Below are 24,438 nucleotides of genomic sequence, written 5' to 3'. Positions count from 1 at the left end.
GACCGTTACTCGACGGGCGTGAAGTTGAGCGAGATCGAGTTCATGCAGTACCGGTCGCCGGTGGGCGTGCCGAAACCGTCATCGAACACGTGGCCCAGGTGCGAACCGCAGGCGGCGCAGCGCACCTCGGTGCGCACGACGCCCAGCGAGCGGTCTTCGATGAGCTCGACGGCCTCGGGGCGCACCGACTCGTAGAAGCTCGGCCAGCCGCAACCGGAGTCGAACTTGGTGCCGCTCTTGAACAGCTCGGCGTTACAGGCGCCACAGGTGTACACGCCCGACCGGCCCTCGTCGAGGAGTTCGCCGGTCCAGGCGCGCTCGGTCGCAGCCCCGCGTAACACGGCGTACTGCTCGGGGGAAAGCTCGGCCTTCCATTCGGCGTCAGACTTGGTGACCTCGTAGTCCATGGTGCGTCCCTTCACTTACTTCTGTGCGGCATTACTCTTGCGGGCAACTCAGCGGGCAGATTGCTGCCTCCAGCCTAAACTCGGCCGGGCCCCCGGACATTCCCCGGGCCGGGGGATTCCCAGCCGGCGGTCATCCCGGCCGGAGCGGGCGACGACCGGCGGGACAGGCCGCGCCGGTCAGCGAAAACCCAGTCCCCGCCAAATAGGATGACGCGTATGGCGACCAGCGAACACGGCGAGAGCGATCGGGGCGCCGACGGCGTCACGGCGCTCAGTCCGCGCGACACCGCCGTGCTCGCTTTCGAACGGCGCTGGTGGTCCCACCCTGGTGCCAAGGAGCAGGCGATCCGGGCCGAGTTCGGCCTGTCGGCTGCCCGCTACTATCAGTTGTTGGGTGCCCTACTCGACTCCCCGCTTGCCCTCGCCCACGATCCCATGCTGGTGAAACGCCTGCAGCGGATGCGTGACGCGCGGTCCCAGGCCCGGTCGCGCCGGGCCATCCGCCCCATCGAGTAGGACCCTCCTACCGCGTGTTCAGCTAACCGAGGATCGAACCAGACTCACGATGCCCACTTCGTACCCGAAAGACCGCTTCGACGACCTTCCGCACAAGCTCGACCGCGTGGGGGCGCACCGGGCCCCCGGCCGAAAGGGGCGCCGCTGGGTGGCGTTCTGGTGGGCGCTCGCCGCAACGGCCCTGCTCGTGGGCGTGGGAGCGGTCGGACTGACCGTGCTGAACAACCGGCTGAACTTCACCATCCCCGGCATCTCCAGCGAAACCAGCACCGGCACGGAGGCCGCCACCGAGGCGCCCACGGCCGAGGCCGTGCCCACAGCAGAGCCCACCACCGACCCCGATGCGAGTGTCACCGTGCTCAACGGCACGGCCACCAGCGGTGTCGCCCGCTCCGTGGGCGAGCTGCTCACCGACAGCGGCTGGAGCGTCGGCACCATGAGTGACGCCGACACCGAAGACATCACCACCACCACCGTGTACTACGCGGATCCCTCCCTGGAAGGCGCTGCCCGCGGAGTGGCGGCCCTGCTGCCCGGTTCGGCGATTCTGCTCTCCAGCGACTTCGCAGGCTCGGACGCCACCCTGACCGTCGTGGTCGGCACCGACTACGCGATGCCGGAGGGCTGACCGCCGGATTCCTACTGGCGTTGAGCCCGCCAGTCAACCCCCTATTGATCCCCGCTTTCGTTACTACTATCTGCAGTGGTCGCTCATTTTATGCGAGTCGCGTTCTCGACCTGAGAGCGCTCTTTCGCGGACGGTGGACGCAGCTACTGCGCCAGGCCCGGTAACACCAGCGGGTGAAAGCCGAAAGTCAACACTGCATTAGGGGAGTTTCACATGGCGAACGGAACCGTCAAATGGTTCAACGCTGAAAAGGGTTTCGGCTTCATCACGGTCGATGGAGGTGGGCAGGACGTTTTCGTCCACTACTCCGCCATTGACATGCACGGATACAAGGTTCTTGAAGAAGGCCAGCATGTCGTCTTCGAACTCGGTACCGGAGCCAAAGGTCCGCAGGCAGAGTCGGTTCGTCCGGCATAGCCCACGCGTAGAACAGTCGGCCTCACGGGGCGGGCAGCACACAACTGAACAGGCGCCGACGATGTATCGGTTGCCGTGAAGACCAGCACGCCACCCACCTTGCCCCGCTCGGCAGACATACCTCGCGGAGCTAAGGTGTGTGGCGTGACTGCGTTACGGATGACCACCCCTGCTCGACGCCTCCGCTCCCGCCGCACCGGCTCCCGCGCCTGGGCTGCCGTCGTGCTGATCGGCGCCGCCTGCGCCCTGACCGGCTGCGTCACCGCGCCGCCCACCGAGACGACGCCCACCGCGGCGGCACCCGCCGTGGCCCCGTTGCGGGGCACCCCGATCGACCCGGCCGACGCGGAGCATCCGTCGTTGGCCGTGAAGATCGACAACCTCGCCGCCGCCCGGCCGCAGATCGGCCTCGAACGGTCGGACCTGGTCTTCGAAGAGCTGGTGGAGGGCGGGCTCACCCGGTACGCCGCCCTCTGGCACTCGGACGTGCCCGACGACGTCGGCCCGGTGCGCTCGATCCGGCCCATGGACCCCGACCTGCTGAGCCCGTTCGGCGGCATCGTGGCCTACTCCGGCGGGCAGCCGCAGTTCATCGAGGCCATGCAGAACACCCCGGTGCTCAACGTGATCTTCGACCAGGACGACAGCGGCGTGTTCCGGCGCGTGGACGACCGGGAATCCCCGCACGACGTGGTGCTCAGCGCCGCCGAGCTCATCGACCGGCATGCCGACCTGGCCCCGCCGGAGCGGCAGTTCGACTACGCCGACAGCGCTGCTGCCGCCGGGGCCGCCACGGCCGGGGAGGCCGCCGGCACCATCGTCACCCGGTTCTCCGACTCGAGCGAGCGCTCCTGGACCTGGGATCCCGCCGGCGTCGCCTACCTGCGCAGCCAGGACGGCGCGCCCGACCTGGACGCCGACGGCGGCCGGCTGGCCGCCACCAACGTGGTGGTGCTCAGCGTCAGCGTGGACCGCAGCACCGACGTGCCCCGCACCATCCTGGACGGCACGGGCCAGGCGTGGGTCTCAACCAACGGATCGACCCTGCCCGCGACGTGGACCAAGGACGCCCCCGCAGCCCCGATCCGGTTGACGGATGCCGATGGTGCGGCCATCGAGCTCGCACCGGGCAACACCTGGGTCGAACTGGTGCCCACCGACGGTGGCGGTGCCGTGGAGATCCTGCCGTAACCCCGTCCTACAGCGGCATCGTGCAGCCCCCGTTCACTTGCACTCTCGACCCCAGAGTGCCAGAATCGGTTTAGCACTCTGCTGTTTGGAGTGCTAACCCATCATCGTTTTGGTAACGTCCGGGAGGGACGAGAAACACATATGGCAAAGATCATTGCTTTCAATGAAGAGGCCCGTCGCGGCCTGGAGCGCGGCCTGAACATCCTCGCTGACACGGTCAAGGTGACCCTCGGCCCGCGCGGACGCAACGTCGTGCTGGAGAAGAAGTGGGGCGCCCCCACGATCACCAACGACGGCGTGTCCATCGCCAAGGAGATCGAGCTCGACGACCCGTACGAGAAGATCGGTGCCGAGCTCGTCAAGGAGGTCGCCAAGAAGACTGACGACGTCGCCGGCGACGGTACCACCACCGCCACCGTCCTCGCTCAGGCGCTGGTCCGCGAAGGCCTGCGCAACGTCGCAGCCGGCGCCGACCCGATCAGCCTCAAGCGCGGCATCGAGAAGGCCACCGCTGCGGTCATCGCAGAGCTCATCTCCAGCGCCAAGGAGATCGAGACCAAGGAAGAGATCGCGGCCACGGCCTCCATCTCCGCCGGCGACGCCGAGATCGGCGCGATCATCGCCGAAGCCATCGACAAGGTCGGCAAGGAAGGTGTTGTCACCGTCGAGGAGTCGAACACCTTCGGCACCGAGCTCGAGCTCACCGAGGGCATGCGCTTCGACAAGGGCTTCCTGTCGGCATACTTCGTCACCGACCCCGACCGTCAGGAAGCGGTCTTCGAAGACCCCTACATCCTCATCGTCAACTCCAAGGTCTCCAACATCAAGGACCTGCTGCCGATCGTCGACAAGGTCATCCAGAGCGGCAAGCAGCTGCTCATCATCGCCGAGGACGTCGACGGCGAGGCCCTGGCCACGCTCGTTGTGAACAAGATCCGCGGCATCTTCAAGTCGGTTGCCGTCAAGGCTCCGGGCTTCGGCGACCGTCGCAAGGCGCAGCTGCAGGACATCGCCATCCTCACCGGTGGCCAGGTCATCTCCGAGGAGGTCGGCCTCAAGCTCGAGAACGTCACCCTCGACCTGCTCGGTAACGCCCGCAAGGTCGTCATCACCAAGGACGAGACCACCATCGTCGAGGGTGCCGGCGACGCCGACGCCATCGCCGGTCGCGTTCAGCAGATCCGCAACGAGATCGAGAACACCGACTCCGACTACGACCGTGAGAAGCTCCAGGAGCGTCTCGCCAAGCTCGCCGGTGGCGTTGCTGTCATCAAGGCCGGCGCCGCGACGGAGGTTGAGCTCAAGGAGCGCAAGCACCGCATCGAAGACGCCGTCCGTAACGCGAAGGCAGCCGTCGAAGAGGGCATCGTCGCCGGTGGTGGCGTTGCACTCATCCAGGCCGGCAAGACCGCATTCGAGAGCAAGGCCATCCTTGACCTCGTCGGCGACGAGGCAACGGGCGCGAACATCGTGCGCGTCGCCATCGACGCTCCGCTCAAGCAGATCGCCCTCAACGCCGGCATGGAGCCGGGCGTTGTCGCCGACAAGGTGCGCAACCTGCCCGTCGGATTCGGCCTCAACGCCGCAACCGGCGAGTACGTCGACATGATCGCTGCCGGCATCAATGACCCGGTGAAGGTCACCCGCTCCGCGCTGCTGAACGCATCGTCGATCGCCGGACTGTTCCTCACCACCGAGGCCGTCGTCGCCGACAAGCCCGAGAAGAACCCGGCCCCGGCCGGCGACCCCTCGGGTGGCATGGACTTCTAAGTCCCGCCAGCAGCACAGCAGTACCGCACGACCACAGGCTGGGCGTCTCCCTCGGGAGGCGCCCAGCCTTCGTCGTACCCCCGCCAGGCGCTCTCAGGCCGCCGCTAGCGCGCGAAGAGCCGGGCGTTGGCCTGCTCCACCTCCGCGTATTGCTGACCGGCCTGGCCGAGCGCCTGATTCAGGGCGTCCGCGCTCTGTTCCACATGCTGCTGCGTCGTGCGCCAGGCCGACACCGCACCCTGGAACTGGGTGGCGGCCTGCCCCGACCAGGAGCCCTCCAGGGCGGTGAGCTGCCCGAGAAGGGCGGCCACCTCGGCCTGGATGCGGCCCATGGTGGCGCGCGCCGCACCAGTGGTGCTGATCAATGCCTCGCTGTCGACCTGGAACTGGGTCATGGTTCTCTCCGCTCGCTCGCCCGGGCGACCGGTCGGCCGCCCGCGGGCGACGCTACGCACCCGGGCAAAGCAGATGCACCGGCACGGCCGCACTGGGGAGAGAACCGGCCGGGCCCCGCTTGGGGAGGACCGGCCGGGACGTCCGGCTCAGCCCTGGGGGACCGGCAAGGCCTGCGGGGCCGCGGGGGACTCCGCCAACGGGAACCAGACCCGGAAGGTGGCGCCGCCACCCGGCGTCTCGACGACCTCGACCGAGCCGTTGTGGCTGGCCACGATGGAGGCCACGATCGCCAGCCCCAGCCCGCTGCCGCCGGTCTCCCGGGCGCGGGAGGTGTCGGCGCGCCAGAACCGCTGGAAGATCTTGTCGCGAATCTGCGGCGGGATGCCCTCACCGTGGTCGATGACCGAGACGGATGCGCGCTGGTTGCGCCGGTCCACGGCGACCTCGAGCTCCACCGGGCTGTCGGCCGGGCTGAAGCGCAAGGCGTTGCCCATCAGGTTGGTGATCACCTGGCGTACCTTGTTCTCCTCGGCCATGATCACCGCGTCGAGAGCCGGCGGAGCCTCGGCGACGTCGGGGGTCTCGACGGAGGGAACCGTCGCATCCGTGCGCTTGGGCTTGCGGGTGCGCAGGCGCGCAAGGGTCGCGCCGGCGAAGGAGATCGTGCCAGTCGTGGAGCCGGACTGTTCGGGCTTGACCGGGGCGGGCTTCGACGTGGTCTTGGCCGTCGCCGCGGCAGCCTTGGCAGCGGCGGCTGCGGCCTTGGCGGAGGCGCCGGCGGGCACAGCCGCGGGCTCGGGAGTACGAGGCGCGACGTCGACGACCTCACCCGTGGAGTGGGCCAGATCGATCGGGGGCGCGACGGCCTCATCGTTGTACTCGGCGGGGTGGCTGGTGCGCACGGTGACGCTCCGGCCGGGGGACGAGGCCATGGCGTCGAGCGCGGCGTCCTGGGCGAGGGGGAGCAGGTCGACGCGAGTGAGGGCGAGCGGCTTGGTCTCGTCAAGCCGGGCCAGTTCGAGCAGGTCCTCGACAAGGCCGCCCATCCGGATGGCTTCCTTCTCGATGCGCTCCATCGCCTGGGCGACGTCTTCGGGGGTCTGCAGGGCGCCCATCCGGTAGAGCTCGGCGTATCCGCGCACGGAGACCAGCGGGGTGCGTAATTCGTGGCTGGCATCGCCGACGAACCGGCGCATCTGGTCGATCGTGCGGGCACGGTCCTTGAATGCCCGGTCGATACGGCTGAGCATGGTGTTGAGCGAGCGGTTCAGCCGGCCCACCTCGGTGTTGGGCGTGGCCCCACCCAGGCGCTGGCTGAAGTCGCCGTCGGCGATGGCCGCCGCGGTGCGCTCGGCCTCGCGGAGAGGAGCGAAGGTCGTAGTGACGAGCAGGCGGGTGAGCATCGCGCCCACGAGAACCACGCCAACGCCGAAGCCCAGGAAGATGCTCAGGTAGGTGTTGACGGTGTTCTGTGCCGACTGCATCGACAGCGCGAGCAGCACGGTGCCGTAGGTTCCGGTGGCGTTGATCACAAACGGTACGGCCACGGCGTGGAATTCGGTGTCGCCCTGGGCGTTGAAGAGCTGCTGGATGGATCCGTCCAGCTCGTAGGAGCTGTGCAGGTCCATCGGGATCGTCACGACAGGCAGGCTGGCGCGCGGCCGGTCCTGCCAGGTGCGGTTCTTGAGCACGCCGTTCTGGTCGAACACGGCCACGAAGTAGTCGGAGTCCCCGACCCCGTCGACACTGCTCGTGTCGAACGGGGAGTCGAGGTAGTTCGACGTGAGTCCCTGCGCGGATTCCTGCAGGCGGGCATCCACTTGCTGCACCATGTAGTTCTGCAGGATCACCATGGTGCCCACGCCGGAAACGAGCAGGCCGAGCGTGAGCATCAACACCGTCACACCGGTGATCTTGGAACGGAGCGAAACCCGGCTCCACGGGTCCATCAATGGCACACGCATGGGTCCAGTCTAAGAAGGGAAACTGGGTCTATGCCTTGGCAGCCTTGAGCATGTAGCCGAAGCCACGCTTGGTCTGGATCAGCGGCTCGCTGGAGTGCATGTCGACCTTGCGGCGGAGGTACGAGATGTAGGACTCCACGATGCCCGCGTCGCCGTTGAAGTCGTACTCCCAGACGTGGTCGAGGATCTGCGCCTTGGAGAGCACCCGGTTGGGGTTGAGCATCAGGTAACGCAGCAGCTTGAACTCGGTGGGGCTGAGCTCGATGGGCTGGTCGCCGACGAGAACCTCGTGGGTGTCCTGGTCCATGGTCAGCTCACCGGCACGGATGACGGCATCCTCGTCGGCGTGCATCGTGCGACGCAGGATGGCCTTGATGCGGGCCACGATCTCGTCGAGGCTGAAGGGCTTCGTGACGTAGTCGTCACCGCCGACCGTGAGGCCGGTGATCTTGTCCTCGGTGTCATCCTTCGCCGTGAGGAAGAGGATGGGCGCGGTGTACCCGGCCGAACGCAGGCGCTTGGTCACGCCGAAGCCGTTCATGTCGGGCAGCATCACGTCGAGGATGATGAGGTCGGGCTCTTCCTCGAGCACGGCGGAGATCGCCTGCGCACCGTTGCCCACGGCTCGCACGGCGAATCCGGCAAAGCGGAGGCTGGTGGTGAGGAGATCCCGGATGTTGGGTTCGTCGTCAACGATAAGGATGCGGGGGCCGTCAGTCATGTCCCCAGTATCTGCGCGTTAGCTGGTGCTTTGCTGTGAGTGGCCGGTACAGGGCCGGGGGAAACGGGGATAGGGCTTTCGGAGTGCGCCGGATGCCTCTACCGTCAAGCGCAGAGAGCCGGGTGTGTGCCGACGACGGGCAGGGCGGGAGCGGGAGCAACGGATGAGTGAGGCAAGGCAGCAGGGCGCGGCGGGCGACGACCCCGTGGTCATCGTGGGCGCCGGACTGGCCGGGGCGCGGGCGGCCGAGGCCGTGCGCGACGGCTTCGGCGGGCGGGTCGTGCTCGTGGGCGAGGAGGTCGCCGCGCCGTATATCCGGCCGCCGCTGTCGAAGGAGTACCTCGCCGGCCGGGCGGACCGGGAATCAGTGGACGTGCATCCGCTCGCCTGGTACGCCGAACAGGAGATCGAGCGGATCGCCGGCCACCGGGCGGCCGTGCTCGACCGCGGTGCCCACCGGCTCACCCTCGACGACGGACGCAGCCTGCGCTACAGCCGGCTGCTGCTGGCCACGGGCGCGTCGCCGCGGCCGTTCCCGGGCCCGGGCGCGAGCCTGCCCGGCGTGCACTACCTGCGCAGCGTGGACGACTCCAGCAAGCTGCGCACCGCCCTGGCGGAGGGCGGCCGCCGGGTGGTCATCGTGGGCAGCGGCTGGATCGGACTCGAGGTCGCGGCCACCGCCAAGGGCTACGGCAACGACGTCATCGTGCTCGGCCGTGGGCCGGTGCCGCTGGAGTCGGCCATCGGCGCCGAGCTGGGCGCGGTGTTCGACCTGCTGCACCGCGACCACGGGGTGCACATGGGCAACAACACAGCCGTGGTGGAGCTGGAGGGCGAGATCCGCAGCGGCGGCACCCGGGTCACCGGGGTGCGGCTGAGCGACCGCACCCTGGTGCGGGCGGACCTGGTGGTGGTGGGCATCGGGGCCACGCCGAACACCCAGCTGGCCTTGGGCTCCGGCCTCGAGGTCGACGACGGGATCGCCGTGTCGGCCACCTTCGCGACGAGCGACCCCGACGTGTTCGCGGTGGGCGACGTGGCGAGCGTGTACCACCCCCGCCTCGGTCACCGGCTGCGGGTGGAACACTGGGCGAACGCCGACACCGCCGGGGCGGCCGCGGGCCGCGCCGTGCTCGGCGACACCACCGACTATGACGCCATCCCGTACTTCTACACCGACCAGTTCGACCTCAGCATGGAGTACTCGGGGTTCGGCGAGCTGGCCGCAGGCGCCGAGCTGGTGTTCCGCGGCGACAGGTCTACGCGGGAGTTCGTGGCGTTCTGGCTCCGGGACGGCCATGTCGTCGCGGGCATGAACGTGAACGTCTGGGACGTGAACGAGACCGTGCAGCGCCTCATCCGTTCGGGCGTGCGGGTGGACCCGAAGCGGCTCGCGGATGAGACGATTGCTCTGGAGGACCTGCTCGTCGCATCCGAGTGATCCGGCCCGCAGACCCCGACCAGCCCCGACCACCTCCGAGGAGTACAGATGGCCCGTTCGACCGCCGCCGCCGGCGTCATCCTGCCGCGGTTGGACGTGCCGGTGCGCACGATCGGCGGACGCGACTTCGACTTCGCCCGCGAGATCGCGGTGATGGCCGTGATCAACCGCACGCCGGACTCCTTCTACGACCAGGGCGCCACATTCGCACTCGACGCGGCCGTGGCCGCGGCCCGGGCCGCGGTCGCCGACGGCGCCGACTGGGTCGACATCGGCGGGGCCAAGTTCGCCCCGGGGCCGCCGATCCCCGTCGCGGAGGAGATCGACCGGGTCGTCCCCGTGGTCGCGGCGCTGCAGGGCTCCGGCGCGGTCATCTCCGTCGACACCTTCGACCCCGACGTCGCGCTGGCCAGCATCCGCGCCGGCGCCCACGTCATCAACGACACCACCGGCGTGCACGACCCGCGGATGGCCGAGGTCGTTGCCGACAGCGACGCCACCCTGGTGATCACGCACAGCCTGGCGCGCCCGCGCACGCCCTACCCGGCGCCGCAGTACGACGATGTGGTGGCCGAGGTCGCCGAATTCCTGCTCGCCCGCGTCGACCGCGCCCTGGCGCACGGGATGCCGGCCGAGCGGCTGGTCATCGACCCGGGCCACGACCTGAACAAGAACACCCGGCATTCCCTCGAGCTCACCCGCCGGCTGGGCGAGATCACCGCGCTCGGCCTGCCGACGCTCGTGGCGGTGTCGAACAAGGACTTCATCGGCGAGACCCTCGACCGCGACAGGGACCGCCGCGTGGAGGGCACCCTCGCCGCGGCCGTCTACTGCATCCTGCAGGGCGCCCGCATCGTGCGGGTGCACAATGTCGCGGCCGCCGTGGACGCCGTGCGCATGACCGAGGCCATCCTGGGCTTCCGCGAACCCGCCTACCTGCGCCACAACCTCGCCTGATGACCGCCGCTCCCGGCCCCGAGGGCTTCGACCCCGCCGTTCCCGGTCCCACGGATTCCAGCCCCATGGGTCTGGACCCCGCCGAGGTGCTCCGTCGTTACCTCGTCACCGACCGGGCCACGCCGCACCTGCGGGTCAACTTCGTCAGCAGCCTGGACGGCGCCGCCACGCACGACGGCGTCAGTGGCGGCCTCGGCGACGACGCCGACCGGCTGGTCTTCGACACCCTGCGGATGCTCACCGATGTGATCCTGGTCGGCGCCGGAACCGTGCGCGCCGAGGGGTACGGTGGGATCCGGTTCAGCCCGGAGGCCGTGGCCTGGCGGCTCGCCCACGGGCTGCCGGAGCACCCTCCGGTGGCGATCGTGTCCGCCCGGCTCGACCTCGACCCGGCGCACCCTGTGTTCACCCGCGCGGCCACCCGGCCGATCGTGGTGACGCGGGCACAGGCCCCCGCCGAGCGGCGTGGGGCGCTGGCGGCGGTGGCCGATGTGCTGGTCTGCGGGGACGCATCCGTGGACCACTCGCTGATGGTGGCCAGCCTCACCGAGCGGGGCTACCCGCAGGTGCTCTGCGAGGGCGGACCCAGCCTGTTCGGGTCGCTGCTGGCCGCCGACGCCGTGGACGAACTCTGCCTCACCCTGGCGCCGCTGCTCGAGTCCGGCTCCGCCCGGCGCATCGCCGCCGCGACGGAGGCCACACCGCGCCGGATGCGTCTCCTGCACGCCCTTCCGGCCGCCGACACCCTCCTGCTCCGCTATCAGCGGTCCCGCGAACAGTGACCTCAGCCCAGTTCGCGGTGGGGGTTACGGGACTGGGGCGTCGAGGGCGCGGGTGTCGAGCGCGTGCGCGTCGAGGATCGTGTACGAGTAGCCCTGCTCGGCGAGGAAGCGCTGCCGGTTCTGGGCGAAGTCCTGGTCGACGGTGTCGCGGGCCACGAGCGTGTAGAAGCTCGCGGTGAGGCCGGACTCCTTGGGGCGCAGCAGCCGCCCGAGCCGCTGGGCCTCCTCCTGGCGGGAACCGTAGGAGCCGGACACCTGGATCGCCACCGACGCCTCGGGCAGGTCGACCGAGAAGTTGGCCACCTTGGAGACCACGAGCAGGTTCTCCTCGCCCACCCGGAACGCTTGGTACAGCCGTTCTCGTTCGTTGACGGGTGTGGCACCGGTCAGCGTGGGGGCCTGCAAGACCTCGGCGAGCTCGTCGATCTGGTCGAGGTACTGGCCGATCACGAGGATGCGTTCGCCCGGGTGCATCGCGACCAGCTGCTTGACGACATCCAGCTTCGCCGGCGCCGTCGCGGCCATCCGGTAGCGCTCGTCATCGGGCGCCGCGGCGTAGCTGAGCCTTTCGGCGTGCGGCAGGTCGATACGCACCTCGTAGCAGGCGGCGGGGGAGATGAAGCCCTGGGCCTCGATCTCCTTCCACGGGGCGTCGAAGCGCTTGGGACCGATCAGGCTGAACACGTCGCCCTCGCGGCCGTCCTCCCGCACCAGGGTGGCGGTGAGCCCGAGCCGGCGGCGCGCCTGCAGTTCGGCGGTGAGCTTGAACACCGGCGCGGGCAGCAGGTGCACCTCGTCGTAGATCACCAGGCCCCAGTCCATGGCGTCGAGCAGTGCGAGGTGGGCGTACTCACCCTTCCGCTTGGCCGTGAGGATCTGGTACGTCGCGATGGTGACGGGTTTGACCTCCTTCACCTGGCCGGAGTATTCGCCGATCTCCTCGGCCGTGAGCGTGGTGCGCTTGAGCAGCTCGTCGCGCCACTGCCGGGCGGACACCGTGTTCGTCACCAGGATCAGCGTGTTGGTCTTAGCGGTGGCCATCGCCCCGGCGCCCACCAGGGTTTTGCCGGCGCCGCAGGGCAACACGACCACCCCGGAGCCGGCGTCGAAGAAGTTGGCGACAGCCTTGTTCTGGTAGTCGCGCAACGCCCAGCCGTTTTCGAGCAGCGCGATGTCGTGTGGGGTGCCCGGGGTGTAGCCGGCGAGGTCTTCGGCAGGCCAACCGAGCTTCACCAGCTCCTGCTTGAGCTGCCCGCGCGCCCACGGCGCCACCAGGAACGACCCCGGCGTGGGGTGCCCGATCAGGAGCGGGGCGATCCGGCGGGCGCCGGCCACCTCGGTGAGCACGGGGGAGTCGGTGCTGCGCAGCACAAGCTGTCCCTCGTCGTCCCGGTCGATGACCAGGCGGCCGTACCGCCCGACGGTCTCCTCGAGGTCGACGGTGACCGACGCCGGAATCGGGAACTTGGAGTACTTCTCGAGCGTGGCCAGCATGTTCGCGGCGTCGTGTCCGGCCGCGCGCGCGTTCCACAGGCCGAGCCGGGTGATCCGGTAGGTGTGGATGTGCTCGGGCGCGCGCTCCAGCTCGGCGAACACGGCCAGGTCGTGCCGGGCATCCTCGGCCTGAGGGTGCGCGACTTCGAGCAAAACCGTGCGGTCACTTTGGACGATCAGCGGGCCATCGGACATAACCGTCAATGGTACGCCCGTGGGCGGCGGGCCTCAGCCCCACAATGCGGGGTGACGCCGCCGCTCAGGGCGCGGGCAGGATGCTGACGATGCTGGACAGCGGCAGCGTGCGTTCGATGTCGGCCCGGCGGTCGCGGGCGCGGAACCGGCCGCCGCCGACGCTGGCGGGTTCGAGGAGGTAGTCCACGACCTCGCCGTCTGGCATCTGCACGCTCACCTGCACGGTCTGGCGGTGCTTGATGGCCGAGTCGAGTTGCCGGGCCAGCCAGGCGTGCGCGGCCTTCGCCTCGCCGCCGTCGGTGGCGCGCAGCTCAGCCACGAGGGCCACGGTGGGGTCCGGCGACGTCGGGCGCTGCGTCGGCACCCGCGGGTGGCGGCGCAGGTGCACGATTTCGCCGGTGGGAGTCTCTGCAGCCACCGGATAGCGGGCGTCGGTGAGCGCCCAGAACACGGCTTCGGCCGGGTGTGAGCTGCTCAGCCGGGTGGGCGAGTGCGTGGTCAGGGCCAGGGCAGCGAGCGTCTGGTCGACCGCGATGGCGCCGAGCATCGCCGTGTCGTCGGACCTGATGTAGCTGGGCCCGCCCGGCTGGGTCGCATCCACGCTGCCCACGCGCACCCGCCCATACCGGTCGGCGGCGTCGCGGATGAGGTAGTCCACCGGCTGCGGGATTCCGGTGAGCGAGATGGAACCGAGGAAGGCCAGCAGCGACTCGGCGTCATCGCCGGTGGCCAGGGCGCGATTGACGGAGGGGCCGCTGAGCCGGTAGCTGGAGGCCAGTTCCCGGCTTTCGACATCCGCGAAGGTGCGCAGCCGCGCGTCGATCGCCGGCGACAGCGGGCCGGGCGCCACGATCGAGAGGTCGTGCTGCAGGTAGACCGTGCCCACCTCGGCGGGCAGCGAGGCGGTGATCAAGCGGATCGCGCCGTCGATGTCGCCGGCGAGAACGGATGCGCCGGCCGCGCTGGTGGCCTGCCGGGCGGTGATGCCGATCAGTTCGCCGTCGCGGGCGAAGTCGGCGATGCGGGCGTCCATCCAGGTGCCGCCGGCGGGGTAGAGCCAGGCGACGAAGCGGTGCAGCGCGTCGCCCCAGGCGACCTCGGGGCGACCCGCCACGATCTGCCGGATATCCGCGGGCAGCGCCGCGAGCCAGGACCGGGCCAGCACACCCCAGCGGGCCCCGGCCCCGTCGACCAGCCAGGCCTCGCCGGCGGCGGATTCGGACCAGTAGCCGGCGTCGAGCACCACCAGTTCGGCGCGGGCGGCGATGGTGACCAGCGCGGTGACGTCGTCGAGATCGACGCCCATGGCCGCGGAGAGCCGTTTGCTGTCGGGCAGGCCGAGCCCGCCGCGGCTGAGCTCGCGGGCCGGTTCGCGGTCGAGTTCGGTGAGCAGCTCGGCGATCGCGGAGACCGAGGCGAAAGCGCGCTCGGCGGCGAGCCGCTCGGTGAAGCGGCCCTCGGTGGCCGAGAGCGGCGCCAGCGGCGTGGGGGCGGGAATGCCGGCGAGGTCGGCGGCGCTCGGCAGGCCCTGGGCGGGCCAGTCGCGCAGTCGGGCGGTGACGGCCGGGTAGGGCCGCACGGTGTCGTCGATGCGGGCGAGCAGCATCAGGTCGGCGAGCCGGTCGATGCGGGCGTTCATCTCCTCGGCGGAGCCGGTGTCGTGGCCGAGGTCGGCGAGCCCTTCGGTGAGCTCGTCGAGAGGGGGCGCGCCCAGCTCGCCGGCCACCGCCAGCACGGCCAGCGTGCCGCGGTCCAGATGCGAGAGCGTCGCCTGGATGGCGTCGGGGTCGAGCAGGGCCTCGGCGAGGTCGAAGAAATCGTGGATGCCGTGGGCCGGGATGGATCGCAGGGCGATCGTGCGGCGCAATGCTGCGTCGTCCAGTGCGCGGAGGCGTGAGGCGAGCGTCAGCATGGGTGTTACTCCCGGTTCTGTCGAGCCTCGCGTGCACGGCGGATTCCACTGACGATCATCAGCGAGATGATCAGGAGGAAACCGAGGGGGAGGCCGAACAGGGGCAGGGTGAGCACGGCGGGCCACACTCCCTGGCTGAACCCGTCGTTGTCGCCGGCGCCGGCGGCAGTGCCGAGGATCACGGCGAGGAACGCGAGGATGGACAGGCCGACCACACCCGCGACCATGTACGCCAGGATCTTCTCGAGCCGGCCGGGGTCGTGTGGAGTTTGAGTGGTCACAGACCAAGGATACGGGGCATAGTCAGCTACAACGGAATAAGCTGGGTCAGGTTGGCACGCATTCTGCGCGCCCCAAAATCACAGCGAGGTTCAGATGCCCACCGGCAAAGTCAAGTTCTACGACGAGGAGAAGGGTTTTGGCTTCATCAGCTCCGATGACGGCCAAGAAGTCTTCCTGCACGCATCCGCGGTGCCCGCCGGAGTTACCGTGAAGGCCGGGATGAAGCTCGAGTTCGGCATCGCCGACGGCAAGCGCGGCGCACAGGCGCTGTCGGTGCGGGTCATCGAGGCTCCGCCGAGCCTGGCCAAGCTCAGCCGCAAGCCGGCCGACGACATGGCCATCATCGTGGAAGACCTCGTCAAGCTGCTCGACGGCATCGGCTCGAGCCTTCGCCGCGGACGTTACCCCGACAGTGCACACGGCAAGAAGATCGCGGCGATGCTGCGCAAGGTTGCCGAGGAACTGGATGCGTGATCCGTTCGATCCCACCCCGCCGCCGGCCCAGCCTGTTGAGACGCCCGTCGAGGGCGCGCTCGTGGACGAGACGCCCACTGACAGCACTGTCCCCGACGCGACTGCTGCCGACGCGCCTGCTGACGACGCGGTTGCTGCCGACACGGATGCGTCCGACGCGCCCGCCGACGACGCGGCACCCGCGGAGGATGCCCCGGCCGGCGTCGACGCCGTCACGGAGGTCGACGACGACGAGGTCTTCGAGGCCGACGAGGTGCTCGTCGGCGCGACCGACCAGGCCCGGGCGGCTTTGGAACTGATCACCCCGGCCGACACGATCGGTGAACCCATCGGCTACATCGTCGAGGGTGAGCACGTGCTCTCGCTGCTCTTCGATTGCCTGATGACCGGATACCCGGGATGGCGCTGGACGGTCAGTCTGTCGCGGGTCGACGGCGAGTCCGAACCGCAGGTGCTCGAAACCGAGCTCATGCCCGGCGATGACGCTCTGCTCGCCCCGGAATGGGTGCCGTGGAGCGACCGCCTGGCCGATTCCAAGCTCGCCGAGGAACTCGCCGCGGCCGCGCTGACCGACGACGACAGTGATGACGACGACAGCGACGACGACAGCGATGACGACGACAGCGACGACGATGACGACGACGACAGCGATGACGACGACGATGACAGTGACGACGGCGACGAGGCCGACCTCCACGCCGACGACATCGCCGATGACGGCATTGACGTCGACGAGGCCCTAGCGGCGTCGGAGCAGCACGAAGGCGAGTCCAGCCAGGCCGAGGCCCAGCCCGATGGCGGCGCACCACAGCCACCAGCCCAGGCCGGCGTCGCTCAGTTCAGTTCGGAAAACGACCGCTAGCACCAGCGCAACCAGCCAGACGGCCGAACCCACCGCCACCGCTTTCCGCGCATTCGCGCGGGCGGGCACCGGGTCCGGCCGTCTTTCGCTGTCCTTGAGCCAGAGGCGCATGAGTGCGACTAACCCAGGTTGGCTACTACGTACTCGATCGACGAGACGAGCTTCCGCACATCCGCCGGCTCGATGGCCGTGAAGGTGGCGACGCGCAGCTGGTTGCGGCCGAGCTTGCGGTACGGCTCGGTGTCGACGATGCCGTTGGCGCGCAGCACCTTGGCGATCGCCGCGGCGTCGATGGCGTCGTCGAAGTCGATCGTGGCGACGACCTGCGAGCGGTGGCTCGGGTCGGTCACGAACGGGGTGGCGTAGTCCACGGTCGCGGCCCAGTCGTAGAGCACGGATGACGATTCCTGCGTGCGCGCCGACGCCCAGGCGAGTCCGCCGTTGCCGTTGATCCAGTCCAGCTGGTTCTCCATGAGCAGCAGCGTCGACAGCGCGGGGGTGTTGAGCGTCTGGTTGAGGCGGGAGTTGTCGATCGCGTTCTTGAGGCTGAGGAACTCGGGAATGTACCGGCCGCTGGCCGCGATGCGCTCGACGCGTTCGATCGCCGCGGCGGAGAAGAGCGCGAACCAGATGCCACCGTCGGAGGCGAGGTTCTTCTGCGGGGCGAAGTAGTAGACATCCGCCTGGTCGGCTTCGAAGTCGATGCCCGCGGCGGCGCTCGTGGCGTCGATCACGGTGAGCGCGCCGGCATCGCCGTGCACCCGGGTGACCGGGGCCATGACGCCGGTCGAGGTCTCGTTCTGCGGCCAGGCGTACACGTCGACGCCCTCGGTGGGAACGGCCTCGGCCCGTGACCCGGCGGGGGCCTTGATCACATCGGGGGCGGTGAGGAACGGTGCGGCGGCGGCCGCGGCGAACTTGCCGCCGAACTCGCCGAAGACGAGGTTCTGGGCGCGGGTCTCGATGAGCGAGAAGGCGGCGGCGTCCCAGAATGCGGTCGACCCGCCGTTGCCCATGATGATCTCGTAGCCCTCGGGGGCGCGGAACAGGTCGCTGAGGCCGGTGCGCACGCGCCCGACCAGGTTCTTCACCGGTGCCTGACGGTGGGAGGTGCCCAGGATGCTCGCGCCGGCGCCGGAGAGGTAGTCGAGCTGCTCCCGGCGGATCTTGGACGGGCCGCAGCCAAAACGTCCGTCGGCGGGCAGCAAGTCAGTGGGGATCTGTAGGTCCGGCATATCTGGATTCTAGTTGGCCGGGTCGCACGGGTAGTGTTGTGGCGTTGCACATATGGCCGAGCGGGAGGCTGCGGATGACTGACCTTATCGACACGACCGAAATGTATCTCCGCACGATCCTCGACCTCGAGGAGGAGAACATCGTTCCCCTGCGCGCGCGCATCTCGGAGCGCCTCGGCCACTCAGGCCCGACGGTGTCCCAGACCGTGGCCCGGATGGAACGCGACGGCCTCGTCGTCGTCTCCGGCGACCGTCACCTCGAACTCACCCTGAGCGGCCGCAGCAAGGCCGTACACGTCATGCGCAAGCACCGTCTGGCCGAGCGGCTGCTCAGCGACGTCATCGGCCTCGAGTGGGAGTTCGTCCACGACGAAGCCTGCCGCTGGGAGCACGTGATGAGCGAGCAGGTCGAGCGCAAAATCCTCGAAATCCTTGGTCACCCCACGGAATCCCCGTACGGCAACCCCATCCCCGGGCTCGATGAGCTGGGCGATTCGCCCGCCGTCGCGTTCATGGCCGGTGTCACCAACCTGCTCGACGTGGTTGCCGCGTCGACCCAGCCGGTGAGCGCCGTCATCCGTCGCCTGGGCGAGCCCGTACAGTTCGACCCCGAGCTGCTCTCCCAGCTCAAGCAGTCCGGCGTGCTGCCGGGCAACACCGGTACCTTCTCCGCCGCGGGCTCGTATGTGCTCGTGCAGGTGGAGGGTTTCGGAGACGGACTCGAGCTGCCCAACGAGGTCGCCGGCCACATCTTCGTGACCACACCGGTCGCCGTCGCAGCGGCCTGACGAGGCCCCGGAAGTTCTGCAGGAATTCACAGGTTTGTTACCAATTCGTTAGATTTCGGCTTTTCGGAGTGACAAACGGAAACCTGTGACGTAGCCTCAAACCTGCTCATAGATCAGAAAACGATCGTCGGGCCCGCTCAAGACGTCTTTACCCTCCCGTCTCTTGCTGCGGAAAATTCACGCGCTCACACGCATTGGACGGGGGCAACTACCTAGTGTTGTCAAGGCGCCGGAGGTTCGATTTGGCTGTATTAGGTAGAAGACTGTCCCGACGCGGTCGGCGCTCAACGGCTGTTGCCGTGCGTCCCGCCCCCCTCGACCCGCTGCGTGCAGCGCAGACCGAGGTCAACCCGCGCATCGTGATGCGCCCGGGGACGCCCGTGAAGCGGCCCGCCCGCCGCAACGCCGTGGGCAACATCGTGATGATGACCCTCGCCACCGGCCTTGTCGCCACCATGGCCCTGCCGGCCTACGCCTTCGCGCCGTCCGACAACGCCGAGAGCTTCGCCGCCACTGACGCCACCGAACAGGCCAAGGCCGGCGAGCAGGCTGTGGCCGTGGACGACACCGCAGCCACCGTCACCGTCGCGGAGGACGCCTTCGCCGCCACGCCCCAGGCCGAGCTCGACGCGGCCGACGCCGCCGCAGCCGCAGCCGAGGCCGCCGAAGCGGCGCGTACCGCCGCCGCCAGCTCGATGACCTCCTACGCGGCCTCCTACAGCGGCCCGACCGCGGCCGACTACCTGGCCAGCCCGGCGTACCCGAGCTTCAGCCTCTCGTCCGTCTACAGCGTCGCCCTGCAGTACCAGGGCGTGCCGTACGTCTACGGCGGCGCCACCCCGGCCGGCTTCGACTGCTCCGGCTTCGTGATGTACGTGTACGCACAGTTCGGCATTTCCCTGCCGCACTCCTCCACCGGGCAGGGCGCCGCAGGCACCCGCATCTCCCTGGCGGACGCACAGCCCGGCGACCTGGTCATCATGGATGGCCACGACGGGTTCTACGCCGGGAACGGCAACATCCTGCACGCGCCGTATGAAGGCGCATCCGTGCGGGTGCAGCCGATCTGGACCAGCGATTACTACATCGTCCGACTGGGCATCTGAGCCGCTTGACCTTCCCAGACCGGCCTCCGCGGTAAACACTGGGTAACGCCTAGCACAAATGGTGCGCCACGATACCGTGGCGCACCATTTGTGGGTTAACCTATTGCCCTGATGTTCTGCGGGATTTTGGGAGAGCCAATGCGCAAGCTACGCACGATCCACACCATGGATGTGCGCGGACACTTCGCGCTGCGGCACAGCAGTCAAATCTGTTGCGAGTTTCGTGTGCCGCCAGCACACCGGAGCCCGTGGGGCGTTGTCATGATGACGACGCCCTTTTTGTTTGCCCGCATCTCCTCCCCGCGCTCGCCAGGCAGCAGTTCGAATGGCTGGAAGCCGTCCAGCCCTTTTCGAAAGGGAGCGCATGCGCACACTGGTCCTCAACGCGGGATATGAACCCCTCGCGGTCGTTTCGTTCAAGCGGGCACTCGTCCTCGTCATGAACCAGAAGGCCACAATCATCCAGGCCGATCAGGGCCACCCGGTCTGGGCGGCAACAGGGTCGTGGGAGCGGCCCAGCGTCATCCTGCTCACCCGGTACGTGCGCCTGCCGCGCTCACGGGCCGTACCGGTGAGCCGCAGGGGAGTGCTGCGCCGCGATGAACACCGCTGCTGCTACTGCGGGAAGTCGGCGAGCACGATCGATCACGTGCAGCCGCGGTCACGCGGCGGGCGGGACACCTGGGACAACCTGGTGGCCTGCTGCCTGCGCTGCAACAACCTCAAGAGCGACCGCACGCCGGCCGAGATGGGGTGGGAGATGCATTTCGACCCGCGGATGCCGCAGGGCACCACCTGGGTGGTCAGTGGTGTGGAGCGTTCGGTGCCGCAGTGGGACGAGTTCCTCGCGCCCGCCGTCGCGGCGTAGCCCACCGACACGTCGGTCGGCATGGTCAGGCCCGCCGGCGGGCGGCCTGGTGCACGCAGGCTCACGCCGTCTGCCCCGGTATTCCCAGCTGACGCCCACCCCTCGTTAACCTGGTGCTTACCTTCAGGGCTGAGGATCACGTCATGATCACCATGACAGCTATCGTGCGCCCGGTGGAACCACTCCGCAGCTTCCCCGTCCTCGGACAGAATCTTCGCCGTCACTACGAACACACCCTGCTCTTCACCGATCAGATGTTTGTGATCTTCCCTGGTATCGGCGCGGTCCTCGTGACCGAGCACGCCAACAACTATCGCTTCGACGTCGTCGGCAACGACCAAGCGATTGCCGATCACCGCATCATGAAGCTAGAGGCCTACATCCTCAACGAAACGGGAGGTCAGCGCATCCGGTTCGACTGGGCCAAAGCGGCCCGTGTTCCCCTGCCTTTCCGTTAGCCGGGAGTGTGGTCGAGTCCACGTCCGGGCGGTTGCCCCGGGTGCCCAAGCGCTCAAGAATGACGTTGTGAGCGAACTAGACGAAACTCAGGCCATCGGCCAAGTGATCGACCGGCTGTCGCAGCGGTTCCCGGGCCTGGGGCGAGCCCACATCGCGAACATTGTGGAAGAGGAGCACGGGCGGCTCGAGGAGGGTCGAGTACGTGACTTCGTTCCCGTCCTCGTCGAGAAGGCCGCGAAGAATCGGCTGAAGAAGGAAGCCACCGAAACGTTCGTCCCGGTCCAACAACCGCAACCGCTCGTTCCGTCACAGGACGGTGCCCCAGACCCGGAACCGATGGAAGTGGAGCGGGCAAGCCGTGCGGCGCAGGGCAGCCATTTGTTCGGCGGTCTTGTCGGGGACTCCGGAGAGAACGAGCGCTGACCGACTTCCTCGCGCCCGCCGTCGCCGCCCGACCGAGGTGCGGTCAGGTGCCCGGCACCCCGTTGTAGTCACATTGTCACGAAAACGTAACGCTCAAGGTGACATCGGGTGCGCTCATCCCATATGGTTGTGAGGTCCCCCCACCGGTTGTGGCTGTTAAGAGGATTGTCTGTGACTCATTCCGGCCCCGCCGGCTCGCCCGAGAGCGACGGTGTACTCCCCACGCGCCGTGAGGCCCGAGCCCTCCGTGCAGCCGCCGAAGCCGCTGCCCTCGCCGCCACCGCCGACCTCGCCGTGAGCGCGACCCCGGCCACCGCGCCGGCTTCGGAGCCCGCTGTGCCCGTGCCGGCCGTGCCTGTCGTGTCGGTGTCGCCCGATCTGGCGGCCGTTGTTGAGAGCGCGATCACGTCCAGCATTCCCGTCGTCGCGTCGGCACCGCTCAGCCGCCCGGAGACCGCCCCGCCGGGCTCGACGATTCCCGAACTGTCCGTGCCGGAATCCCTGCTGCCCGATCAGACCGCAGACGTCTTCCCGCCCTCCCGCCGCGACGCCCGTCAGCGTGCCACCGTGCGGCCGACGCCGGCAACCCGGGTGCTGCGGGCGCCGACCAAGCCGACCAAACCGGCCGCCGCATCCGCCAAGCCCGCCGGGTCGGTAGCCGTGCGCCGCGCCAAACGCCACAAGCCGCTGGCCAAACTCGTCACCCTCATGGCCATCCCCGCGGTCTTCCTCACCGCAGCCCTGCCCGCCTACGCGTTCTCGCCGCAGGGCTCCGCCGGCTTCAGTGCCCAGTCCGAGGTCGACACCCAGGCCCTCACCGTCGCGTCCGCCGCGGCCGCCGTGACCATCTCGGCCGACGGGTTCTCCGCCACGAGCCAGGCCGAACTCGACGACATCGAGGCCGGTCTGCAGGCCTCCCAGTCGCAGCAGCGCGCGGCCGAACAGGCGCGGGCCTCCGCGGCCGAGTACGCCGTGTACGGCATCCGTGCGGAGCGAGACGACTACCCGTGGCCCACAGCGGCGACGGATGCGCAGGGCGGCGGGCTCTCCCCGCTGGGCTACTACTACCGCGAATGCGTCGACTTCGTGGCCTGGCGGCTCAACCGCGACGCCGGCAGTACCGGCAGCCCGTGGAAGTGGACCTGGAACTCGATGACCCCCGGCGGCGGAGACGCATCCTCGTGGGCGAACGCCTGGTCGGCCAAGGGCTGGCCCACCAGCAAGACCCCGATCGTGGGAGCGGTGGCCTGGTTCACTTACAACCACGTGGCCTACGTGCAGTCGGTGCCCGGCGACGGCACCGTGGTGCTCGAGGAGTACAACTGGATGGGTTCGCACGCGTATCACACGCGCACGGTGCCGATCAGCGAGGTGCCGATGTACCTCTACCCGCCGTCCTAGGCGCTGCACAGTCGCCGCCGGAGGGTTCCCTGGTCGTAGGGTGGCGTGATTAGTGGACTAAATCCCGCGCCGATTGAAGATAAACTTGCCCGGTCAGCCTCTGTAGCTCAATGGAAGAGCAGTTCCGTCCTAAGGAAAGGGTTGGGGGTTCGAGTCCCTCCAGGGGCACCATCCGTCGGCCGCGGAATCGCACCACATTCCGAGGAAATAGTGCGATTGACAGGGCCGGTTTTGACGGAGCGTCCTTGGATCTCACCGAACTCCTTGTAAACGTTCGTTGCTCAGCCGTCCGCGACGAGACCGAGGTGTGGTTTTCGGGCCGGGCGTAGCTGCCGGCATCCGCCCCACCGCGGGCTTGGTAGCGTGACGGCATGACAACTACACGGTGGGCAATCCTCGGACCGGGCGATATCGGCGGCTGGTTCGCACGGGCGTTGCCCGGGTCGGCGCACGGCACGCTGCACGCCGTCGGCAGCACCAACCCCGGCCGGGCGGCCGATTTCGCGGCTCTGTATGGTGCGCCGGTCACCGGGACCTACGACGAGCTGCTCGCCCGGGACGACATCGACGCCGTGTACATCTCGACGGTGAACACAACCCATGCCGACCTGGCCGTGGCTGCGCTGCAGGCCGGCAAAGCCGTGCTCTGCGAGAAGCCCGTCGCGCCGACTCTGGCCGATGTGGAACGGGTGTTGGCCCAGGCCGCGGCCTCCGGCCTGCCGTTCGTGGAGGCGTACAAGCACCGGTTCGGGCCGTTCGCCCGGGCCCTCGACGCCGCCGTCGCCGACCGCGAGGTGGGCTCGGCGCTGCGGTTGACCGCGTCGTTCGGCTTCGCCGCGGGCGAGCGCTCCGGCCGCCTGTTCGACCCGGGCCTGGCCGGTGGGGCAATCCTCGACGTGGGCGGCTACCCCGTGTCTCTCGCGGTGGGCCTCGCCGCCGCCGCCGGCCTCGACCCCGCCGACCTCACCCTCACGGCCGCGGCGGGCCGGATCGGGGACACTGGGGTGGATGAGCACGCCACCGCAACCGTGTCGGCGAATGGTTTCACCGCGGAGGTGGCCTGCTCCATCGTGACCGAGTTGCCGAGGTCGGCGACGCTGTCCGGCAGCGCCGGAAGCATCGACCTGCCCGACGTGTTCGGCAGTCGGGCTGCCTCGGCGGCATCCTTCACCGTGCACACCGGCGCTGGCGATCGCGTTGTCGAACCGGCGACGGTGGACCCGTTCGCCGCGGAGGCCGACGCCGTGTCGCTGGCCTTGCTGGACGGCCGGACCGAAGCGGCCGAGGTGCCCTGGGCGCACAGCCGCGCCATCGCGCGCCTGCTCGATCAGTGGCGCGCGGGGCTCGGAGGCTGAACGCTACGCGCGGGTCGGGCGCCGCTGCGCGCGGGGCGTGCCACCCGCGGGGCGTCGCGGTGCCCGCGGAACGTAGTACCCGGGGCGCGGTGCCCGCGGAGCGGCGCGGTGCCCGCGGAACGTTACGCGCGGGTCGGGCGCCGTTGAGCGCGGGGCGTGCCACCCGCGGGGCGGCGCGGTGCCCGCGGAGCGTAGTACCCGGGGCGCGGTGCCCGCGGAGCGGCGTGGTTCCCGCGGAACGTTACGCGCGGGTCGGGCGCCGTTGAGCGCGGGGCGTGCCACCCGCGGGGCGTCGCGGTGCCCGCGGAGCGTAGTACCCGGGGCGTGCTGCCCGCGGAGCGGCGCGGTGCCCGCGGAACGTTACGCGCGGGTCGGGCGCCGTTGAGCGCGGGGC

At 69.2% G+C, this 24,438-nt stretch carries 25 protein-coding genes, 1 tRNA gene and 1 pseudogene; 18 read left to right on the top strand and 9 right to left on the bottom strand.

Annotated features, from left to right (window positions below; translation table 11 throughout):
• Positions 1-5: 5 nt before the first annotated feature.
• Positions 6-407: a peptide-methionine (R)-S-oxide reductase MsrB gene (msrB, locus tag PA27867_RS14090; protein ID WP_066597342.1), complete on the bottom strand. Its 402-nt coding sequence runs from the start codon at positions 405-407 to the stop codon at positions 6-8.
• 207 nt (positions 408-614) lie between these two features.
• Here msrB and PA27867_RS14085 point away from each other — a divergent pair, with 207 nt between their 5' ends.
• The 5 genes from PA27867_RS14085 (at position 615) to groL (ending at position 4,929) form a co-directional block, all read left to right on the top strand.
• Entirely contained in the window at positions 615-923 is a 309-nt protein-coding gene (locus PA27867_RS14085) for a DUF3263 domain-containing protein (RefSeq protein ID WP_066597340.1), read from the top strand.
• A gap of 49 nt (positions 924-972) precedes the next feature.
• Positions 973-1,551: a LytR C-terminal domain-containing protein gene (locus tag PA27867_RS14080; protein WP_066597338.1), complete on the top strand. Its 579-nt coding sequence runs from the start codon at positions 973-975 to the stop codon at positions 1,549-1,551.
• A gap of 213 nt (positions 1,552-1,764) precedes the next feature.
• Positions 1,765-1,968, top strand: a complete 204-nt coding sequence (locus PA27867_RS14075; RefSeq protein WP_066597336.1) for a cold-shock protein — start codon at positions 1,765-1,767, stop codon at positions 1,966-1,968.
• A 144-nt stretch (positions 1,969-2,112) separates the two neighbouring features.
• The gene (locus PA27867_RS14070) at positions 2,113-3,159 is read left to right on the top strand and encodes a DUF3048 domain-containing protein (RefSeq protein ID WP_157109242.1); all 1,047 of its coding nucleotides are present in this window, start codon (positions 2,113-2,115) and stop codon (positions 3,157-3,159) included.
• Between the two features lie 141 nt (positions 3,160-3,300).
• The gene (gene groL / locus PA27867_RS14065; RefSeq protein WP_066597333.1) at positions 3,301-4,929 is read left to right on the top strand and encodes a chaperonin GroEL; all 1,629 of its coding nucleotides are present in this window, start codon (positions 3,301-3,303) and stop codon (positions 4,927-4,929) included.
• A 104-nt stretch (positions 4,930-5,033) separates the two neighbouring features.
• Here groL and PA27867_RS14060 read toward each other — a convergent pair whose 3' ends face one another.
• From PA27867_RS14060 to PA27867_RS14050, 3 genes are all read right to left on the bottom strand, one after another.
• Positions 5,034-5,324 (bottom strand): WXG100 family type VII secretion target, encoded by a 291-nt coding sequence (locus PA27867_RS14060; RefSeq protein ID WP_066597331.1) that lies wholly within the window; start codon positions 5,322-5,324, stop codon positions 5,034-5,036.
• 147 nt (positions 5,325-5,471) lie between these two features.
• Complete coding sequence (locus tag PA27867_RS14055) at positions 5,472-7,289, bottom strand: sensor histidine kinase (RefSeq protein WP_066597330.1); 1,818 nt, start codon at positions 7,287-7,289, stop codon at positions 5,472-5,474.
• Positions 7,290-7,317: 28 nt separating this feature from the next.
• A complete protein-coding gene (locus tag PA27867_RS14050; RefSeq protein WP_066597326.1) occupies positions 7,318-8,010 on the bottom strand; it encodes a response regulator transcription factor in 693 nt (230 codons plus the stop codon).
• A 163-nt stretch (positions 8,011-8,173) separates the two neighbouring features.
• Between PA27867_RS14050 and PA27867_RS14045 the strand changes: the two genes are divergently transcribed.
• The 3 genes from PA27867_RS14045 to PA27867_RS14035 are packed head-to-tail and all read left to right on the top strand — an operon-like array spanning position 8,174 to position 11,190.
• Entirely contained in the window at positions 8,174-9,451 is a 1,278-nt protein-coding gene (locus PA27867_RS14045) for an NAD(P)/FAD-dependent oxidoreductase (RefSeq protein ID WP_066597322.1), read from the top strand.
• A 48-nt stretch (positions 9,452-9,499) separates the two neighbouring features.
• Entirely contained in the window at positions 9,500-10,408 is a 909-nt protein-coding gene (gene folP / locus PA27867_RS14040) for a dihydropteroate synthase (RefSeq protein WP_066597320.1), read from the top strand.
• Positions 10,408-11,190, top strand: coding sequence for a pyrimidine reductase family protein (locus PA27867_RS14035; RefSeq protein ID WP_066597319.1), 783 nt, complete (start codon positions 10,408-10,410; stop codon positions 11,188-11,190). The genes folP and PA27867_RS14035 overlap by 1 nt, the downstream gene beginning before the upstream one ends.
• A 24-nt stretch (positions 11,191-11,214) precedes the next feature.
• Here PA27867_RS14035 and PA27867_RS14030 read toward each other — a convergent pair whose 3' ends face one another.
• The 3 genes from PA27867_RS14030 to PA27867_RS14020 all read right to left on the bottom strand — a co-directional run bounded on the left by PA27867_RS14030 (position 11,215) and on the right by PA27867_RS14020 (position 15,072).
• On the bottom strand, positions 11,215-12,879 hold the full coding sequence (locus tag PA27867_RS14030) for a DNA repair helicase XPB (protein ID WP_066597317.1): 1,665 nt from the start codon (positions 12,877-12,879) through the stop codon (positions 11,215-11,217).
• Positions 12,880-12,943: 64 nt separating this feature from the next.
• Positions 12,944-14,791: a helicase-associated domain-containing protein gene (locus PA27867_RS14025; RefSeq protein ID WP_066597314.1), complete on the bottom strand. Its 1,848-nt coding sequence runs from the start codon at positions 14,789-14,791 to the stop codon at positions 12,944-12,946.
• 5 nt (positions 14,792-14,796) lie between these two features.
• Entirely contained in the window at positions 14,797-15,072 is a 276-nt protein-coding gene (locus PA27867_RS14020) for a hypothetical protein (protein ID WP_066597312.1), read from the bottom strand.
• 94 nt (positions 15,073-15,166) lie between these two features.
• Between PA27867_RS14020 and PA27867_RS14015 the strand changes: the two genes are divergently transcribed.
• Together PA27867_RS14015 and PA27867_RS14010 are read left to right on the top strand one after the other, a co-directional pair.
• The gene (locus PA27867_RS14015) at positions 15,167-15,547 is read left to right on the top strand and encodes a cold-shock protein (protein ID WP_066597311.1); all 381 of its coding nucleotides are present in this window, start codon (positions 15,167-15,169) and stop codon (positions 15,545-15,547) included.
• A pseudogene (locus PA27867_RS14010) lies at positions 15,540-16,157 on the top strand (DUF3027 domain-containing protein); the annotation flags it as partial. The gene PA27867_RS14015 and the pseudogene PA27867_RS14010, both read left to right, overlap by 8 nt.
• A 129-nt stretch (positions 16,158-16,286) precedes the next feature.
• Here the strand turns inward: PA27867_RS14010 and PA27867_RS21200 are convergent.
• Together PA27867_RS21200 and serC are read right to left on the bottom strand one after the other, a co-directional pair.
• On the bottom strand, positions 16,287-16,520 hold the full coding sequence (locus PA27867_RS21200) for a DUF2530 domain-containing protein (protein WP_157109241.1): 234 nt from the start codon (positions 16,518-16,520) through the stop codon (positions 16,287-16,289).
• Between the two features lie 8 nt (positions 16,521-16,528).
• Complete coding sequence (serC, locus tag PA27867_RS14005) at positions 16,529-17,644, bottom strand: phosphoserine transaminase (protein WP_066597305.1); 1,116 nt, start codon at positions 17,642-17,644, stop codon at positions 16,529-16,531.
• 74 nt (positions 17,645-17,718) lie between these two features.
• Here serC and PA27867_RS14000 point away from each other — a divergent pair, with 74 nt between their 5' ends.
• From PA27867_RS14000 to PA27867_RS13965, 8 genes are all read left to right on the top strand, one after another.
• A complete protein-coding gene (locus tag PA27867_RS14000; protein ID WP_066597304.1) occupies positions 17,719-18,432 on the top strand; it encodes a metal-dependent transcriptional regulator in 714 nt (237 codons plus the stop codon).
• A 299-nt stretch (positions 18,433-18,731) separates the two neighbouring features.
• Complete coding sequence (locus PA27867_RS21085; RefSeq protein ID WP_084021177.1) at positions 18,732-19,538, top strand: C40 family peptidase; 807 nt, start codon at positions 18,732-18,734, stop codon at positions 19,536-19,538.
• A 364-nt stretch (positions 19,539-19,902) separates the two neighbouring features.
• A complete protein-coding gene (locus tag PA27867_RS13990; RefSeq protein ID WP_066597303.1) occupies positions 19,903-20,406 on the top strand; it encodes an HNH endonuclease in 504 nt (167 codons plus the stop codon).
• Between the two features lie 143 nt (positions 20,407-20,549).
• Complete coding sequence (locus tag PA27867_RS13985; protein WP_066597300.1) at positions 20,550-20,864, top strand: hypothetical protein; 315 nt, start codon at positions 20,550-20,552, stop codon at positions 20,862-20,864.
• A gap of 67 nt (positions 20,865-20,931) precedes the next feature.
• Positions 20,932-21,288, top strand: coding sequence for a three-helix bundle dimerization domain-containing protein (locus PA27867_RS20710; RefSeq protein ID WP_066597297.1), 357 nt, complete (start codon positions 20,932-20,934; stop codon positions 21,286-21,288).
• Positions 21,289-21,459: 171 nt separating this feature from the next.
• Positions 21,460-22,689 carry a CHAP domain-containing protein gene (locus tag PA27867_RS13975; protein ID WP_066597295.1) on the top strand — a complete coding sequence of 410 codons (1,230 nt, stop codon included), beginning with the start codon at positions 21,460-21,462 and terminating at the stop codon, positions 22,687-22,689.
• A 96-nt stretch (positions 22,690-22,785) separates the two neighbouring features.
• A tRNA-Arg gene (locus PA27867_RS13970) sits at positions 22,786-22,860 on the top strand.
• A 200-nt stretch (positions 22,861-23,060) separates the two neighbouring features.
• Complete coding sequence (locus tag PA27867_RS13965; RefSeq protein WP_066597293.1) at positions 23,061-24,044, top strand: Gfo/Idh/MocA family protein; 984 nt, start codon at positions 23,061-23,063, stop codon at positions 24,042-24,044.
• Positions 24,045-24,438 lie beyond the last annotated feature (394 nt).

Origin of the sequence: Cryobacterium arcticum (assembly GCF_001679725.1) — a bacterium.
GTDB classification, from domain to species: domain Bacteria; phylum Actinomycetota; class Actinomycetes; order Actinomycetales; family Microbacteriaceae; genus Cryobacterium; species Cryobacterium arcticum_A.
This window is presented reverse-complemented; position numbering and strand designations above follow the sequence as displayed.

Excerpts from the sequence above, each read along its gene's own strand:
- msrB (WP_066597342.1), bottom strand. The coding sequence starts at position 407 with ATGGACTACGAGGTCACCAAGTCTGACGCCGAATGGAAGGCCGAGCTT.
- PA27867_RS14085 (WP_066597340.1), top strand. The coding sequence starts at position 615 with ATGACGCGTATGGCGACCAGCGAACACGGCGAGAGCGATCGGGGCGCC.
- PA27867_RS14080 (WP_066597338.1), top strand. The coding sequence starts at position 973 with ATGCCCACTTCGTACCCGAAAGACCGCTTCGACGACCTTCCGCACAAG.
- PA27867_RS14075 (WP_066597336.1), top strand. The coding sequence starts at position 1,765 with ATGGCGAACGGAACCGTCAAATGGTTCAACGCTGAAAAGGGTTTCGGC.
- groL (WP_066597333.1), top strand. The coding sequence starts at position 3,301 with ATGGCAAAGATCATTGCTTTCAATGAAGAGGCCCGTCGCGGCCTGGAG.
- PA27867_RS14060 (WP_066597331.1), bottom strand. The coding sequence starts at position 5,324 with ATGACCCAGTTCCAGGTCGACAGCGAGGCATTGATCAGCACCACTGGT.
- PA27867_RS14055 (WP_066597330.1), bottom strand. The coding sequence starts at position 7,289 with ATGCGTGTGCCATTGATGGACCCGTGGAGCCGGGTTTCGCTCCGTTCC.
- PA27867_RS14050 (WP_066597326.1), bottom strand. The coding sequence starts at position 8,010 with ATGACTGACGGCCCCCGCATCCTTATCGTTGACGACGAACCCAACATC.
- PA27867_RS14045 (WP_066597322.1), top strand. The coding sequence starts at position 8,174 with ATGAGTGAGGCAAGGCAGCAGGGCGCGGCGGGCGACGACCCCGTGGTC.
- folP (WP_066597320.1), top strand. The coding sequence starts at position 9,500 with ATGGCCCGTTCGACCGCCGCCGCCGGCGTCATCCTGCCGCGGTTGGAC.
- PA27867_RS14035 (WP_066597319.1), top strand. The coding sequence starts at position 10,408 with ATGACCGCCGCTCCCGGCCCCGAGGGCTTCGACCCCGCCGTTCCCGGT.
- PA27867_RS14030 (WP_066597317.1), bottom strand. The coding sequence starts at position 12,879 with ATGTCCGATGGCCCGCTGATCGTCCAAAGTGACCGCACGGTTTTGCTC.
- PA27867_RS14025 (WP_066597314.1), bottom strand. The coding sequence starts at position 14,791 with ATGCTGACGCTCGCCTCACGCCTCCGCGCACTGGACGACGCAGCATTG.
- PA27867_RS14015 (WP_066597311.1), top strand. The coding sequence starts at position 15,167 with ATGCCCACCGGCAAAGTCAAGTTCTACGACGAGGAGAAGGGTTTTGGC.
- PA27867_RS21200 (WP_157109241.1), bottom strand. The coding sequence starts at position 16,520 with ATGCGCCTCTGGCTCAAGGACAGCGAAAGACGGCCGGACCCGGTGCCC.
- serC (WP_066597305.1), bottom strand. The coding sequence starts at position 17,644 with ATGCCGGACCTACAGATCCCCACTGACTTGCTGCCCGCCGACGGACGT.
- PA27867_RS14000 (WP_066597304.1), top strand. The coding sequence starts at position 17,719 with ATGACTGACCTTATCGACACGACCGAAATGTATCTCCGCACGATCCTC.
- PA27867_RS13990 (WP_066597303.1), top strand. The coding sequence starts at position 19,903 with ATGCGCACACTGGTCCTCAACGCGGGATATGAACCCCTCGCGGTCGTT.
- PA27867_RS13985 (WP_066597300.1), top strand. The coding sequence starts at position 20,550 with ATGATCACCATGACAGCTATCGTGCGCCCGGTGGAACCACTCCGCAGC.
- PA27867_RS13965 (WP_066597293.1), top strand. The coding sequence starts at position 23,061 with ATGACAACTACACGGTGGGCAATCCTCGGACCGGGCGATATCGGCGGC.